General features: G+C 44.7%; 10 protein-coding genes and 1 pseudogene. 5 read left to right on the top strand and 6 right to left on the bottom strand.

Features of this window, described 5'->3' with window-relative positions:
- The first annotated feature begins 133 nt into the window (after positions 1-133).
- The 3 genes and pseudogenes from FTV88_RS10420 to FTV88_RS15645 all read left to right on the top strand — a co-directional run bounded on the left by FTV88_RS10420 (position 134) and on the right by FTV88_RS15645 (position 5,918).
- Positions 134-1,746 (top strand): annotated as a pseudogene (locus tag FTV88_RS10420) (ABC-F family ATP-binding cassette domain-containing protein).
- Between the two features lie 202 nt (positions 1,747-1,948).
- Positions 1,949-3,607: a glutamine--tRNA ligase/YqeY domain fusion protein gene (locus FTV88_RS10415; protein ID WP_153725562.1), complete on the top strand. Its 1,659-nt coding sequence runs from the start codon at positions 1,949-1,951 to the stop codon at positions 3,605-3,607.
- Positions 3,608-4,250: 643 nt separating this feature from the next.
- Entirely contained in the window at positions 4,251-5,918 is a 1,668-nt protein-coding gene (locus FTV88_RS15645) for a DUF92 domain-containing protein (RefSeq protein ID WP_207707858.1), read from the top strand.
- Here the strand turns inward: FTV88_RS15645 and FTV88_RS10400 are convergent.
- Positions 5,913-6,605, bottom strand: a complete 693-nt coding sequence (locus FTV88_RS10400) for an ABC transporter ATP-binding protein (RefSeq protein WP_153725561.1) — start codon at positions 6,603-6,605, stop codon at positions 5,913-5,915. The two genes, FTV88_RS15645 and FTV88_RS10400, sit on opposite strands and share 6 nt — an antisense overlap.
- A gap of 362 nt (positions 6,606-6,967) precedes the next feature.
- On the opposite strand from FTV88_RS10400, the gene FTV88_RS10395 reads away from it, so the two are divergent.
- Positions 6,968-8,161 carry a M14 family metallopeptidase gene (locus tag FTV88_RS10395; protein ID WP_153725560.1) on the top strand — a complete coding sequence of 398 codons (1,194 nt, stop codon included), beginning with the start codon at positions 6,968-6,970 and terminating at the stop codon, positions 8,159-8,161.
- A 79-nt stretch (positions 8,162-8,240) separates the two neighbouring features.
- On the opposite strand, the gene FTV88_RS10390 is transcribed toward FTV88_RS10395, so the two are convergent.
- Entirely contained in the window at positions 8,241-10,394 is a 2,154-nt protein-coding gene (locus tag FTV88_RS10390) for a stalk domain-containing protein (protein ID WP_153725559.1), read from the bottom strand.
- 112 nt (positions 10,395-10,506) lie between these two features.
- Positions 10,507-10,728, bottom strand: a complete 222-nt coding sequence (locus FTV88_RS10385) for a hypothetical protein (protein WP_153725558.1) — start codon at positions 10,726-10,728, stop codon at positions 10,507-10,509.
- Between the two features lie 360 nt (positions 10,729-11,088).
- Here FTV88_RS10385 and FTV88_RS10380 point away from each other — a divergent pair, with 360 nt between their 5' ends.
- Positions 11,089-12,243: an iron-containing alcohol dehydrogenase gene (locus tag FTV88_RS10380; RefSeq protein ID WP_153725557.1), complete on the top strand. Its 1,155-nt coding sequence runs from the start codon at positions 11,089-11,091 to the stop codon at positions 12,241-12,243.
- A 698-nt stretch (positions 12,244-12,941) separates the two neighbouring features.
- Here the strand turns inward: FTV88_RS10380 and FTV88_RS10375 are convergent.
- The 3 genes from FTV88_RS10375 to FTV88_RS10365 all read right to left on the bottom strand — a co-directional run bounded on the left by FTV88_RS10375 (position 12,942) and on the right by FTV88_RS10365 (position 16,337).
- Entirely contained in the window at positions 12,942-13,481 is a 540-nt protein-coding gene (locus tag FTV88_RS10375) for a nitroreductase family protein (RefSeq protein ID WP_162007996.1), read from the bottom strand.
- A 242-nt stretch (positions 13,482-13,723) separates the two neighbouring features.
- Positions 13,724-14,140 (bottom strand): secondary thiamine-phosphate synthase enzyme YjbQ, encoded by a 417-nt coding sequence (locus FTV88_RS10370; protein ID WP_153725555.1) that lies wholly within the window; start codon positions 14,138-14,140, stop codon positions 13,724-13,726.
- Between the two features lie 40 nt (positions 14,141-14,180).
- Positions 14,181-16,337: an ATP-grasp domain-containing protein gene (locus tag FTV88_RS10365; protein WP_153725554.1), complete on the bottom strand. Its 2,157-nt coding sequence runs from the start codon at positions 16,335-16,337 to the stop codon at positions 14,181-14,183.
- Positions 16,338-16,481: the final 144 nt, after the last annotated feature.

The following is a 16,481-nucleotide window of genomic DNA, read 5'->3' as shown; positions in this document are numbered from 1 at the left end:
CACAGGCGCTAAGAGAACTCCCCAGCCTTTCTTATGGGGAGTTTTTCGCGAGCTCGCTGTCTAATAGATTTTTGAACCAAATCGTATTTCAGCAAGTACGTATTTTAGTAAGTATAAAGGTAGGTTTTTCGTCATGATCGCCACGCAGAATTTGACCCTTCGTTTTGGCAAAAGAGCCCTCTTTGAAGACGTGAACATCAAGTTCACGCCTGGTAACTGTTACGGTCTCATCGGGGCCAACGGTGCCGGTAAATCCACTTTCTTGAAAATCCTTTCTGGTGAAATCGACGCTTCTAGCGGTGAAGTTACCAAAACACCAGGTGAACGGATGGCTGTCTTAAAACAGAACCATTATGAATTTGACGACTATGAAGTTATCAAAACAGTCATTATGGGCCATAGCCGACTCTTTGAAGTCATGGAGCAAAAAGATGCCCTCTACGCCAAGCCTGATTTTTCTGAAGAAGATGGCATGCTCGTTGCTGAATTGGAAGGCGAGTTTGCAGAGCTTAACGGTTGGGATGCTGAATCAGAAGCGGCAGGCTTGCTAACAGGCCTGGGTATTCCAAATGAGATGCACGACAAAAAAATGGCCGAGCTAGAAGGTAATATGAAGTTACGGGTTTTGCTGGCCCAAGCTCTTTTTGGCAATCCCCATATCCTTCTCCTTGACGAGCCGACGAACCATCTTGATTTAGACTCTATTAATTGGCTCGAGAACTTCCTAGCAGACTTTAGAGGAACGGTCATCGTTGTATCGCACGACCGTCACTTCCTCAACCAGGTTTGTACCCATATTGCTGACATTGACTTTGGTAAGATCCAACTTTACGTGGGCAACTACGATTTCTGGTACGAATCGAGCCAGTTGCTTTGCAGCTGCAACGCAACGCCAACAAGAAAAAAGAAGAAAAGATTAAAGATTTGGAGCAGTTTATTCGCCGCTTTAGTGCTAACGCCTCTAAATCTAAGCAGGCTACGTCACGGAAGAAACTACTCGATAAGATCACCCTTGACGATATTAAGCCCTCTAACCGCAAATATCCCTATGTTGCTTTCAAGGCCGATCGAGAAGCAGGCAAAGACATCTTAACTGTCACAGACCTAAGCAAAACCATTGACGGTGAAAAAGTGCTTAACAACATTTCTTTCACTGTAAACAAAGGTGATAAAATTGCTTTTGTCGGTCCGAACGGCCACGCCAAGACAGCTCTTTTCCAGATCTTAATGGGAGAAATGGAAGCCGATAGTGGTACTTTCAAGTGGGGTATGACAACAAGCCAAGCTTACTTCCCGAAAGATAATAGCATTTACTTTGAGAATTGCGATCTCAACCTGATTGACTGGTTGCGTCAGTTCTCTAAAGATCAAGAAGAAAGCTTTGTCCGCGGCTTCCTCGGTCGCATGCTTTTCTCCGGCGAAGAGTCTTTGAAAAAAGTATCGGTCCTCTCCGGTGGAGAAAAAGTGCGTTGCATGCTTTCGCGGATGATGCTTAGCGGCTCTAATGTGCTGATTCTCGATGAGCCAACGAACCACCTTGATCTTGAATCGATTACTGCGCTGAACAACGGCTTAATGAGCTTTGATGGCTCTATGCTTTTTGTCTCCCAAGACCATCAGTTCACGCAAACGATTGCCAATCGCATTATAGAACTTACAGAAGATGGCTTGATTGACCGTATGATGACCTTTGATGAGTACCTAGCATTTAAGGCGTCACAAAAAGCTGAAGAAGCAGCTGGATAAATAAGCCAAGGAACAACGAAGCCTTGCCTGTGAAGCACCATTCATCGGGCAAGGCTTTTTTTCCTATTGAATGGGTAAAGTATAAGTATAGTAAAAGCACAGACTGTTGAATTTTTCTGCCCCTGTCGGTTATTATGTAGGATAACAGTATGACAAGATGAGTTTTAATTCAGATACCTCTATTACAGAAAGGTGATTGAGATTGGAACCGAAGGCCACAACATCAAATTTTATTAAAAATATTATTATCGAAGATTTGCGCACAGGCAAAGTTGATGAAGTGATTACTCGCTTTCCACCAGAACCGAATGGATACCTTCATATCGGCCATGCCAAGTCGATTTGCCTGAACTTTGATCTAGCCGATGATTTTAGCGGTAAAACAAACTTACGCTTTGATGACACGAACCCGCTAAAAGAAGACGTAGAGTTTGTTAAATCCATTCAAGAAGATGTAGCCTGGCTTGGCTACCAGTGGGATGGTCTTTTTTTCGCCTCTAACTATTTTGAAGAAATGTTCAATCGTGCTGTCCTATTGATTCAAAAAGGAAAAGCCTATGTCTGTGATCTTTCAGCAGAAGAAATACGAAAAACGCGCGGTACATTAACAGAACCGGGACAAGAAAGTCCCTATCGAAATCGTTCTGTAGAAGAGAATCTTGATCTTTTTATGCGGATGCGACAAGGCGAGTTCGGCGATGGTGCGAAAGTTCTTCGTGCCAAGATCGATATGTCTTCCCCCAACATAAATATGCGCGATCCTGTACTCTATCGCATTGCCCATGCGACGCACCACAACACGGGAGATAGCTGGTGCATCTATCCGATGTACGATTACGCCCATCCTCTTGGCGATGCCATTGAAGGTGTCACCCATTCCATCTGTACTTTGGAGTTTGAAGATCACCGTCCTCTCTACGACTGGGTGATCCGAGAGTGTGAAATGGAAGCACAGCCTCATCAGTACGAATTTGCTCGCCTCAATTTGACCCAGACGGTAATGAGCAAGCGCAAGCTCAAGCAACTGGTAGACGAGAAAGTCGTTGATGGTTGGGATGATCCTCGGATGCCTACCATCTCAGGCCTTCGACGCCGCGGCTTTACACCAGAGGCAATTCGTAACTTTGCCCGTGAGATTGGTGTGGCCAAAAGCAATAGTGTCGTTGATGTGAAAATGTTAGAGCATTTTATTCGTGAAGACTTAAAGCTCAAAGCGCCTCGTACTATGGCAGTACTTCGACCTCTAAAAGTAGTGATTACCAACTATCCAGAAGGCCAGATAGAAATGTTGGACGCGGAAAACAATCCTGAAAATCTAGAGATGGGCCATCGTCAGATTCCTTTCTCTCGTGAGATTTATATAGAACAAGATGACTTTATGGAAAAGCCACCGAAAAAATACTTCCGCCTCTTTCCTGGCAATGAAGTGCGGTTAAAGCATGCTTACTTTATTCGCTGTGAAGAAGTGATTAAAGATGAGAATGGGGACGTTATTGAGCTACACTGTACCTATGATCCCGAGACAAAAAGCGGCAGTGGCTTTACAGGCCGGAAAGTAAAAGGTACCATTCACTGGGTTGAAGCTTCTCAGGCTCTTCCTGCAGAGTTTCGCCTCTATGAACCTCTTCTTCTTGATCAAGAAGGCGAAAAGGATGGTTCTTTTTTGGAGCAAATTAACCCCAATTCCATGGAGATTTCTGCTGGTTTTGTAGAGCCAACGATGAAAGATAGTAAAGCCCATGACAAGTTTCAGTTTTTCCGTCACGGTTACTTTAATGTAGACCCCAAAGATACCAGAGAAGATCGTCTTGTTTTTAATCATATCGTATCTTTGAAAAGTTCTTTTGTTATTCCCAAGTAAGATAAGGCTACAGAAGTTCGGCACCTGGTACTCTTCCTTTGGAAGAGCCAGGTGCTTTTTTTTGTAAAATTTTCTCTTAAGTCTTAATATTGTATCGATATTTTTTAGCACTTTCTATTGGTCATTCGCATAAGTTGTTAATATAATCCAAATGATTTGATGGGAAAGGATTAAAATTTTAACAAATAAACATGAAAAGCGTATTGTAATACTATTAAAAATATATTATATTGGATTTCTATAGAATATGTTTTTAATATATATAATAAATGTTTTTCGGGTGAGAGAGGGGTTCAAGAGAAGGTGTTGCGTACTGTGAATAGAAGCTGTGCAAATTGCAAAAATGGTGTAAAATCCAAGTGCGATATTGGCGGCTTTTTTTCCGACATCTCTTTTTGTGATCAATGGGAGAGCAGCCAAAAATACTGGGAGGAAGTATTGGCCCATTCTGAGCAGAACATCCTGAAGTATAGGCTTTGTGATACCGATACGGGCCGAAGATATTTTGTATTTTGGAATGGCGTAAGAGCAGCAGCTTTTCAAGTTTTACAAACTTTTGATAAGGTGAAATAACAATAGGAAGCAAGATGTCGCGACTTGTGATAGAATTTCAGTATATTCTCAAGGAGAGAGAGGGATCTCTATGAGCTATCACGATTTGATCGGTCTTTTTGCTTCCTATGCGTATGTCTTCGGCTTGCTAATACTGGCTACGCTTGTTCAGAAATGGCGCAACTATCCTGCTGAGTTTACTCGTAAAATCGTACATATTGGTGCTGGCATGTGGATTGTTGGCGCTGTTCTTTATTTCGAGTCCTATTGGATTGGCCTGATTCCCATTGCTTCTTTTATTGTTTTGAACTATATAAGCTATCGCTACCGCCTTGTAAAAGCAATGGATCTTTCGGGCGATAGTCCAGGCACTGTTTACTTTGCTCTTTCTATTACTTTGCTGTTGCTGTTCTTTTGGCCACAAGATCAAGCTTACATTGCTGTAGCAGCTGTAATGGCTATGACTTGGGGCGATGCTTTTGCCGCCATTTTGGGACGGGCTTATGGCAAAAGGCCTTACTTGATTCGAGGCCATCGTCGTACCTTCGAAGGCTCTCTCGTTATGTTTGGCCTTAGTTTTATAGTCATTGCCTTGACACTTTTTTTGATGGGAAATCCTGCGGAAAGTTTGTACCTTAATTCTACAATAGGTTCTGTCGAAAGCGTTGCAGGCTCTGCTCTAAGCAGCGCTGCTGAAGCTTCGCTAGAGGTTCCAATGGCCTTTGTTCTTAGCACTGTACTGGGCTTTTCTCTGATTGCAGCGCTTGTGGCTACATTTTTAGAAGCCATCTCCTTAAAAGGGCTTGATAATGTGGCCGTTCCTGTAGGAACCGCTTTTACGCTATGGGGTTTGATTCACTTGCCCTTTCCTCTGCCTTGGGCGATGCTTTTTCTGGGTCTTATCTTGAGCGCAATCATTGCTTTTATTGCCTATAGACGTCGTTCTCTTTCTGCAAGTGGTGTCTTTGGCGCTCTTTTGGTAGGGACTTTGATTTTTGGCTTTGGCGGCCTCCTCTGGGGTCTCACCTTGGTTGCTTTTTTTGTCTATGGCTCTGCTCTTTCTACGTATCGAGAAGACCAGAAAGCCAAAGTAGCCGCCGATAAGTTCGACAAAGGCAGTCGCCGTGATTTTGGACAAGCGCTGGCCAATGGTGGCTTTGGGGCAGTGCTTGCTCTTCTTTACTATTTTCAGCCTTTAGAACTTTGGCTTTTTGCTGCCTTTATTGGCACCATGGCAACAGTGAATGCTGATACTTGGGCTACAGAGATAGGTGTTTTAAGCAAAAAACCACCTCGTTTGATTACGACAGGCAAAGTGGTTGCGCCTGGCACAAGCGGTGGCATCACCATGCTAGGGACAGCAGCCGTTGTACTCGGTGGCTTTGTGATTGGATTGACGGTTTGGATTTTTACAGCTCTGCCTTATCTCTTTGGAGCGCTTTTTGGACTGGGCAGCGAATCTGGAACTTCTCTGCTTGTTCATGTATGGAGCCACCTTGCCGGTCACCTTTGGATTATTTTGGCCGGCATCGTCGGCGGTCTTGGTGGTTCTATGGCTGATAGTTATCTGGGTGCAACGGTGCAGGCCATGTACATAGATGCGGAAACAGGTCAAGAAACGGAAAAAAAGACCACCCGCAGTGGAAAGCCCAATCGCTTCCACCGGGGATGGCCTTTTATGACCAATGACATGGTGAATTTTGTTAGCTCTATTGTTGGCGCAGCCCTGGCTGCAGCTGTCGTCTTTCCTTTTTTATAAACAAATCTGACGCCGAGCTCGCCGTGCAACGGAATGATCGTGCGTTGCCATAACCAGAGTAAGTCCTTCTTTTTCATTCCATTGAGCCAATAGATCTATCAGGTGCTCTCCTGTTTCCTGATCAAGGGCTCCTGTTGGTTCATCGGCTAACAACAAACGAGGTCGGTTGATTAAAGCTCGCGCCACAGCAACCCGCCGTTGTTCTCCACCAGAAAGCGTGGAAGGGAGGTCCTTCTCTCTTCCTGCCAGTCCCACTTGCTCTAAAAGCACAAGTGCTCGATAGTGTACTTCTTCCTGGTCTAGACGCTGCTGCTCTAGACTTTTTTCTTCGTTATTGCGGCTTTGGTGCGCTTTTTTCAAAGCCAAGGCAGTGGGCAATAATAGGTTTTCCATAATATTTAGCGTTGGCAAAAATGCCGGAAACTGAAAAACAAAACCGATTTTTTCTGCTCGCAGATAGGCCAGTTCCTGGGCCGATATTTCTGTGAGACATTGACCATCAATCCAGACTTCACCAGAAGTCGGTCGTAAGAGCGAGCCAAGTATACAAAGCAGTGTAGTCTTGCCACAACCAGAAGGACCGGTGATTGCTACGAACTCCCCGGAACCAATTCGTAGGTCAAGATGATCGAGCACGATACGTTCTTGTTTCCCATAGATTTGAGTAATTTGCCGAGCCTCAAGCATCCTTCACCACTCCTTCTTGATCGATAAAAACTTTGATTGCTTTCCTTTATGAAAAGTTTGGAATGCATATGCATAGTATTTGAAATATGTCCCAACTTTTTAACACTCTCTATCAGAGCAGACCCTACAGATAGTTATCTAGTGGTGGCACAGCTGTTATTTCAGATTTCTGTGCATTACCTTGGCTAAGCCAAGCTCTTTTACAATATACTGATAAAGGCTTGGCAATTGCCTTTGTAGCATCCTTTGAAAGAATTCATCTATGCAAAGTTCCAATTGCATATAGATTACATCTTTCTTTTATCCCCTTGCCAAACCACTCTTTTCCCACTCCTACTTTCTAATGAAAGCGAGGAAACCAGGTGAAAGTTTTGGTCCGTCGAGGCGACAGTCTATGGTACTACAGTCAACTTTTTGCCCTTCCTTTGCGTCTCATCATTGATTCCAATCGAGCTATTGTTGATCCAAATCGTTTAACCTTAGGGCAAGAAGTGAAGATCCCTGGCTACAGAGCCCTTCCCTATACCATTGCTGCGGGCGATACCTTTTGGCATATTTCACAGAGAATAGGGATTCCTTTAGATGCTCTTTATTTACTGAACCTTCCTGTTCGTCCTGAAGCGTTGCAAATCGGACAAATTATCTATTTACCACAGCGCGTTACGGCCCCTGTCGTTGAAGGGCAAAGAAATTATGACTACAGAGCCATGATGGAGGATTTGCAGAGACTGGTCGAAATATATCCTTTTATGATGTATGAAACAGTCGGAAGGTCTGTTATGGGTAAGGCCATTCCAGAAATCCGCGTTGGTGCCGGAGATAAGCGCGTTCATTTTAATGGCTCTTTTCATGCCCAGGAGTGGATTACAACGCCTATCTTGATGCAGACGCTCAATGAATACGTACTTGCTTTAACGAATGGACGACCAATTCGAGGCCTTGTCATGGCGCCCTATTATGAAGATGTTTTGCTTTCTATGGTTCCAATGGTCAATCCCGATGGCGTTGACCTTGTCATTCGTGGTGCACCAGCGGAAGAGCCTTACCGCACCTTTGTATTGGCATTAAATGAAGGGCGGACTGATTTTTCGAACTGGCGTGCTAACATTCGCGGTGTCGATCTGAACAACCAATTTCCGGCTTTATGGCAAAGGGAAGCGGTACGAAAGCCACCGTTACCGGCGCCTAGTGACTATCCCGGTGAAGCGCCTTTGACAGAACCAGAAGCAATTGCCATGGCTGATTTAACAGAGAGAAGTGATTTTGACCGTGTCCTTGCTTACCATACCCAAGGAAAAGTAATATTCTGGGGTTTTCAAGGCCTAGAGCCGCCTGCGTCAGAAGCAATCGTCAATGAGTTTGCACGAGTTAGTGGTTATGTGCCAATTCGCTATGTCGATAGTTATGCAGGCTATAAAGATTGGTTTATACAACAATGGCGTCGCCCTGGCTTTACTGTCGAATTGGGACGAGGTGTTAATCCTTTGCCTATTGCACAGTTTGATGAGATCTATGAAGAGAGCTTGGGCATTTTTTTGGCCAGTCTGTATATGTAGCGAAAAGCCCTTGCGCAACTTTTAGTACTGCGCAAGGGCTTTTTGATGTTTGCAAGGATTTAGGTAATACAAATCCTTTTTAATCCATTTTGTTATCGCTAAAAATCCTAACAACCCAATTCAAAGCATCCCACTCAACGGTAGCCCCCAAAGCCTCAGAAACAAAGCGAAGTGGAATCATGGTTCGATCCTGATAAATCTCCGGCGCCACATCTAACATAACCAGCTCTCCATTGTGGTAGGCTTCCTTACTTCCAATAAACAAAGTAATGGTATCATCACCACGCTGGGCTGTTACACTTTGCTCTTCGCCATTCCAGGATACTTCCGCACGAAGCGCTTCAAAAATACGACGCATCGGAATTAAAGTGCGTTCGTTTTTGATATAAGGGGCAGGGTCTGTATAGAAAGGTAAATTGTTCAATTCCATACCAATGGCTCTTGTGGGCAAATCCTTTTTATCTACGAAGAGAAGCTTGTCCCCCTGGCGCTGTAGCAGGAGCCAATCTTGATGATATCGCTCCCCATCGCTATAACGGGCTGCTAGGGTAATAAATTCACCATCTACAAGTTCCGTCCCCTGCATGGTTAATTGGCCAGATGGCGAAACCGTTCCTTGGGCGTTATAAAGAATCCACTCAACCATAGAAGGTGCGATAGCACGCTGTTCTTTTTCTTTGGTTGTCAAAGAAAGCGTCAGTGGTACGGATTGGTTCGGTGTAGCAAGGTTCATTTCTTTCGCTGTCGTCGCTATCTTTATAGAAGCAATATCGTCTATTCCCAGTACTCGAATCGGCAAGGTGGCCCTGAAGTTCTCAACAGCCACTTCTACAATAGCTTGTCCCGACCGCTCCACTTGAAGACGATTGTTCTCTAAAGTACCAACAGTACCCGTAAGCTGCCAGCGCGGGCGCAAGGTAGCCACATCCACAGGATTGTAATATTCATCATAGACGTAGAGCTGATAAGCGATCGCTTCAGAAGGCAAGAGCAAAGTATTGCCCGTCAATCGCAAACCAGCCATTCTTCCGGGAGGCGCTGTTGAAAAAATACCGAGACCATTGACCACCAAGCGCTCCGTACCTTGCTCTGTACGAAAAACCTGTCGAGGCTGCATATCTCCAAGGGGCCGAGCCGCCATGGTCGTTGAGCCGCCTCCATCTAAGTTCAAGGCTTCATAGGAGCCAATATGGTGCATGAAGCGAGCCAAATTGGCCAATCGAAGTCCTTTGCTTTCCTCGGTACGTCCTTCAATGCCCACTAGATAAAGGGTCTGCCGATCTTTTGAAAAACCAAGGGCCGTACGAGCACGCAAGCCATCTAAGGTGGCCGCTTCTCGAGCATAAGGAATGACTTGCCCCTCTTTAACGAGCATAGAATGACCGCCTAGCACGGTACGCCATTCTACCTCGGGACCAAAGGCATAGTCAATCTGAACAAAATCACCGATTTGAAAGTTTTCAAGTAAAAAATCAGCTGCTTGGCCATGGCCACGTAAAATCTGCATGCCTGTCTTAATAGGCCCAGGATAGTATTCATCAACAGAAAAAGCGATAACTTGTCCATCGACGAGAACCATTTCTGTAGGCGGGTTCAAACCATCGTGACCTCGCGTCGAGCCGCCCCAGAATTCATCATAAAGTTGAAGACGATTGGTAAAACCGTGACTGTTGTCAGGGTTCATGCGATAAAAAGTCTTGTTCAATCCAGATATCTCAAAAAGAGCGCCCGTCGGTGCCTTCACAGTCCCCCAAAATGTAAAGCTATCAATATAGGCTTTCAATTCTTCTGTAATTCCAAAAGCATAAAGACCACTGTTGCGAATCGGTGACGTAATGAGACGCCCATCCATGACCATCGGTCCAATGGGAGAGCCTTCTGCCGTCATATTGTAGAAATCTCCATTAATCGCCGCCACAGCGCCGTTGTTACGAGCCATGGCTGTCACATTCAATCGCTCTGTAATTTTACCTTTGCCAGCCATTGTATCAATATGTATGTAAGGATGAGTCAAATCAACTTCAATCACAAAAATCTTAGCCGGTCCATGCTCCGTATGCCATAGATATTCGTGAAGCTGCGCTCCCGCCGTCACCGGTCGACTTTCTTTTAAAGCAATCGAATCTGATGGAATGGGCGTATGGGCCTCTACTACAGGTCCATAAAGAAGAAAAGTCCATAAGGAAAAAAACGTAGCCAACAAAATCTTTTGCGTTCTTATAACATTGAACATAAAAAGACTCCTTCTCTATCATTAAAGTCTCAAAAAAATAGACCTAATGAATATTCACCACAGAGAAGGAAAAATCCTTTTTTGCATATTTCCATGTTTAAGGAGATTCGTATTATTCGTTTTTTGTAATCGAATCGAGCACTTTAGCCTGTACTTCTTGTTGGATCGTTTTCATTGTTTCTTCATCGACATGTTCTGCTACGATTGAAACCGTCGCTTGCACAGCTTGGGCTACGGCTTTGCCTCCTTGAACGAGATCCGATCCTGTAACGACGAAGATGCCTGCACCTCCGAGAAAAGAACCAATGATCAGGCCTGTTATAAAGCGAGTCATTTTCTGAATTACCTCCCTTTGTTGAATTTATTCTACACACTTCTCTACCTGCCCTTTTTATAACAATAAAAAAATTCTGGTAACTTTGTGATTGTTATAATTATCTATATTGATTGAATTTATTGAACTTTTAATTCAATCATTTATAATATGCAATAACAAGTACATATGGAACCGCCTCGCCTCTCTTTGTAGCATTTGCTATTGCTATCTATTCTCTTTACTTTTTCTTTCTGTATCTTTTGCCTTCTCACGTGCTTTTTGCTTCCATGGTTTTCTTTGCACCACTTCTGGATACATTAAGAAAAAGAATCGAACTATGTTATCAAATCACGCATAATATCTAGGAGGTAGATCTTCATGTCTGAAGTCCGCGCATTTTTTATGCCAACTGTAAATCTTATGGGGAAAGGTTCTGCACAAGTAGCTGGTGAGCGTATCAAGACGTTAGGTTGCAACAAAGCTCTTATCGTGACGGACAAAGATCTGGTGAAGCTAGGTGTTGCCGATCAGATGAAAGCATTGATCGAAAAGTCTGGCATCGGCTGTTCAATCTTTGATGGTGCTGAGCCCAACCCAACGGACTTGAATGTAGAAGCGGGTTTAGCAGCTTTGCATGAAGCCAATGCCGATGTGATTGTTTCGCTTGGCGGTGGTTCTCCTCATGATTGCGCCAAAGCGATTGCTCTGGTTGCTACCAATGGTGGAAGCATTCGTGATTATGAAGGTTTAGATAAGTCTACCAAAGCAATTCTACCTCTCATTGCTATCAATACAACCTCTGGTACGGCCTCTGAGATGACGCGTTTTTGTATAATTACGGATACATCTCGTAAAGTAAAAATGGCTATCGTCGATTGGCGTGTTACTCCAACCGTTTCTATCGATGATCCTGATATGATGGTGGGCATGCCACCTGGACTGACTGCAGCAACGGGCATGGACGCTTTAACTCACGCAGTAGAAGCCTATGTCTCCACCATTGCTACACCGATTACCGATGCCTGTGCGATTAAGGCCATTGAGTTAATTGCGACAAACTTACGTACGGCTGTTGCCAATGGTACCAACTATCCAGCTCGTGAAGCGATGACTTATGCGGAGTTCCTCGCTGGCATGGCCTTTAACAATGCTTCTCTAGGCTATGTTCATGCCATGGCTCATCAGCTCGGCGGCTTCTACAACTTGCCACACGGTGTTTGTAACGCCATTTTGCTCCCTCATGTGGAGTCCTTCAACTTGATCGCTTGCCCTGAGCGCTTCCGTGATATTGCTATCGCCATGGGTGAAAATGTAGAAGGCTTGTCTACTCGTGACGCTGCTGATAAAGCTATCGAAGCGATTCGTAAGCTTTCTGCCGATGTTGGTATTCCAGCAGGACTTACTGATCTAGGTGTTAAGGAAGAAGATCTGCAAATCATGGCTGAAAATGCGATGAAAGATGCTTGCTCCTTTACCAATCCTCGTCTGGCTAGGCTTAGTGACATAATTCAGATTTTCCGCAATGCGCTGTAGGGTGAAGCTGTTGTTGGGATAGTTGACCTCTGAAGAAGCTATTGTTGTGAAGTCGTAGATGTAGAGTTTCAAAAAGCACAAGTCCCTGTGGCTTGTGCTTTTTTTGTGTGCTGGCACGCGCGTGCGTGGTACGAGAACGTTTTGTTTGGCAGTTATTATCTTTGGTTATGCCTAACCTCGGGCATGATTGGTTAGTACGATAATAGATAATTTGTGGTGGGGTCAGGCGTTATGATTTCCTTCCGAACGGACTCATCCCACGCCATGAGCGGCAGCAAGCTGCCGATGGCTGAGGTCTGAAGTCCTCTCTCCAGGAAGTCATAACGCCTGACCCAGGTACATCTTGCTGGTTGTGACTGGGTTTGAGCCTATCCTATTGCAAATACAATAGCCAGTTGCGTATACATAGCAAAAAGTTACGCAAAGCAATGCCAATGGGAGTAACAATCAGTAGAAGCTTTCTGGGCCTGGGCATCACGCTTTCCGCAGCGGGACTTGGGACCTCAGCTGTCGCCAGCTTGCTGGCGGTAACAGCGTGGGACCAGTCCAGAGCGGAGGAAAGCGTGATGCCCTGGCCCCTGCAAGCAGTTACCCCAACGTAATCAGAAAAAGTGATTTGCATCTTCTGCTTTGCCAACCGGGCATGATTGGTTAGCAAATAACAACGCTATTCTAAAAAGTTCAGAAAAACGTCCCTTTTAGAAAAAGCGTGCCCATTCTTCCAGGGGCTTCCGAATTCTCGGTGCTTGGTCTTTTGCCTTCGTTTCTTCATCCAAGTCATCTATCGAGCCAGGATAGCCTATAAATATTACACAAAGAACACGTTCTTCTGCAGAAATCTGAAAAGCTTCTTGAATTGATTTTTCTTTCCAACCCGCTGTCGGATGACTCATCAATCCAGCTTCTGTGGCTTGAAGTAGAAGGTTTTGCACCGCAAGGCCGCAGTCAAAAAGGTAATATTCTCTACCACCTAGATTCATATCGTCTTTGGGATTGGATGATACGATGACGGCAAGAGGTGCTTTTGCAGCCCACTCATTTCCAGGGGCTAAAGCGGAAGCTAACTTCGTTCTACCTTCTTCGCTTTGCACAACGGTAACACGCCAAGGTTGGTAATTACGACAAGATGGTGCCCAACGCAATGCTTCTAGTAGTTCTTCTACAATAGCTTGGGGTACTTCTTTGTTAAGATACGATCGTTTGCTCTCGCGTTTCATAATTGCAGGGAGTATAGCCATATCAATACCTCCTATCATTGCCTGTTAGTTTCGACAGAAAGTGAAAAATCCCTTTTAAGTATTTCTTTGTCCTTGAGCTATCTCTATTATGATGATGGAAATTTAGTTAAATGTATTGAAAGAACTTTCAAAAACAAAAAGCCCTTGCACGACTTTTTTAAGTACAGCGCAAGGGCTTTTTCGTATTGCAAAGATATTGGTAATACTACACCTTTTTATTTCCTTTTCACAGAAAAAGTGAATTACTCACCAACAATCTTCACCAAGACTCGTTTCGACCTCATCCCATCGAACTCACCATAAAAGATTTGCTCCCAAGGTCCGAAGTCAAGCTTGCCTTCTGTAACAGCAACAACGACCTCTCGACCCATTATCGTTCTCTTGAGGTGTGCATCGGCATTGTCTTCATAGCCGTTGTGATCATATTGATCATAAGGCTTTTCTGGCGCTAATTTTTCTAAGAAACGCTCAAAATCACGATGCAACCCCGCTTCATCATCATTAATAAAAACGCTTGACGTTATATGCATGGCATTGCACAGAAGCAAACCTTCTTGAATCGCACTTTCCTTTAAGCATTCTTCAATCGTCGGTGTAATGTTCAGAAAAGCCCTTCTCGTTTTCGTCGTAAACCAAAGTTCCTTTCGATAGGATTTCAAAGCACAAAGCCCTCCTTTTCTACGTAAACGACCCCTCTGATCAGCCTATTTCAGAGGTACTTAGTAAAAAAAGTGTTAGCAGCAATGTCCGTTGCAAAAGTTCACCACGTGGGATGGCTTCATGAGGCGTGTATAAATCTCGACTTGCTGGTGCCATGCCACATAGGATGGGTACCGTTGCCAGAATAACGCCAGCCGGCGAGGGCAATAAGCCTCCTTCAGCACCAAAAGGGAGCTTCCATTGCTCAGCAATATCTTGCAATTGCGTCAACAAGGCACTGCTTTGCGTTGTTTTCAGTAGAGGCGGCCGTTCTTCTAACTTTTCTAGATACACTTGAATCTCTTTATGACTGGTAGAGAAGAGCTTGTGCAATTGTTCTTCTGCTTTGTCAGCGAGCTTTTCATCCATATAGGTGACATAGACAGTAGCCCAAACTCGGTGCGGCATGAGAACACTGAAACGCTCTGATTTTACTTCCTGTACCACCACCGATAGCTTTTGATCGCTTTGGCTAAGCGTTGCGCATTTTTGTGCTTTTTGTAAAAACCAGCTTAACACGTCACAATATTTGCCGCGAGCTCCAATACGCTGTGGCTGTCCTTCTACAAGCAAGCTGTATTTTCGAGATCCTCGTCGCTCATCGACAACCTTGCCTGGGCGAAAGCCTGGCTGTAATACGAGCACTTGCCCGGCCTCTTGGGCCGCTTGCTTGAGCAGGGAACTGCTATAGCGCATCCCTCTTCCTTCATCGGTATAGACAAAAAGACCTAGCGGTGTCGTCCGTAGCTTGCGGACCGATCGTAAGGCCTCAAAAGCTTGCAAGGCACACAGGAGGCCGGCTCGGCTCGAAGCAATTCCTTCACCAAAAAGCCATTCTGGATCGCGACGAAAAGGCACAGGATAGCCACCTCGTTCCCGTGGTGTGTCGACAGGAACAACGAGCAGGGTGCCGCCTTTTAACGAAGCTTTTGTCTGCCAAGTCCAAGCTGAACGACCGTTGGTCAACGCTTCGACAGGTTCTAAGCCAAGCTTTTCCATGCGCTGACCAATGCGCCGAAGGACGGCACTTAATCCGGCAGGATCGTCCGTACTGCTAGCAAGATGGGTCCAGCTTTTCAGCTCTTCTTCTGCTTTATCACGATGTTTCGTTAAATAGTGAAAACACTTTTTTGCTTTACAAGTTTCGTTACGTGCATCGACAGGGACAAGAGGGCCAAAGTAACGCTGTGCTGCTACTTCTATCAGCTTGTTGACAAGGGCCGTATAATCTAGACCGATATGGGAAGCGCCAAAAACATAGGAAGCCTGTTCGCCTAAGCTCGGTAAAGAATTAATCTCTAAAATATACGGATTGCCATCGCGATCCAAGCGAAAATCTACACGAGCGGCGTCAAAACAACCGAGTGCTTTAAAAGCTTCAATGGCTAGATTTTGCAAACGCTCTCTTTCTTCTATCGATAGATTGGCTGGACAAACCTTGCGCACTTGGCGTCCACTGATTTCCATTTTATCTTCATAGCTAAAAATTTGTTCGCCATCGCCAAAGTCGAGCTCTACGGGCGGCAAGGCTTGTACCGGATCATTGCCTAGCAAACCTACATTGATCTCGCGCCCTTCTATGTACTCTTCCACTAAGGTAGGCGCCTGAAACATTTCATAAATGTTTTCTACACCAGCCCGTAGCTCTTCTTCGTTATAGACAATGCGCAAACCAAGAGAAATGGATTCGTCTTTTGGCTTTACTATCAAAGGATAGGACAAGTCTTCTGACAACGGGGAGTCTGGCTTTTCTAGCACGCAAAAACGAGGCGTTGGCAACCCTTTGTGCATTAAGATAACTTTCGTTACCACTTTGTCTAAGGCAATGGCTTGTGTTTCTGGCCCTGATCCGACATAAGGAATACCTAGCATCTCTAAAATACCAGGCACATGAGTATAACGAGCTCGGCCTTGTATGCCATAGCTAAGGTTAAAAACCAGACCAGGGCGCTCCCCTGAAATCACCGAGGGCATGTAGTCTTCTAAATTGCTAATTAAGTTCTTGTCACCTTCAAATGTTTTGACTTGGTAACCACCTTTTTTGATAGCATCGCGAATCATATGAATCGTCTTCAGACCATACTTTTCTCGATTGGGGATGCCAAAAAGGTTAATCACTGCTTGGCTATCGCGATTGTAGACGATGGCAATTTTCATCTGCTCACCTCATCAGAATTTGCGGGCACCCACTTTTGACATATTTGCACTATAATCTGAGTATACTCTTTCTGCAAATTCTGACAAGATAGCAAATGATTCGATTTACTGTATTCCGATTAGCAATGAGGTTCAACTTCAATT

It is taken from the genome of Heliorestis convoluta (genome assembly GCF_009649955.1).
Lineage (GTDB): Bacteria > Bacillota > Desulfitobacteriia > Heliobacteriales > Heliobacteriaceae > Heliorestis > Heliorestis convoluta.
The sequence above is the reverse complement of the archived record's forward strand: the minus strand, read 5'-3'. Positions and strand labels throughout refer to the sequence as shown.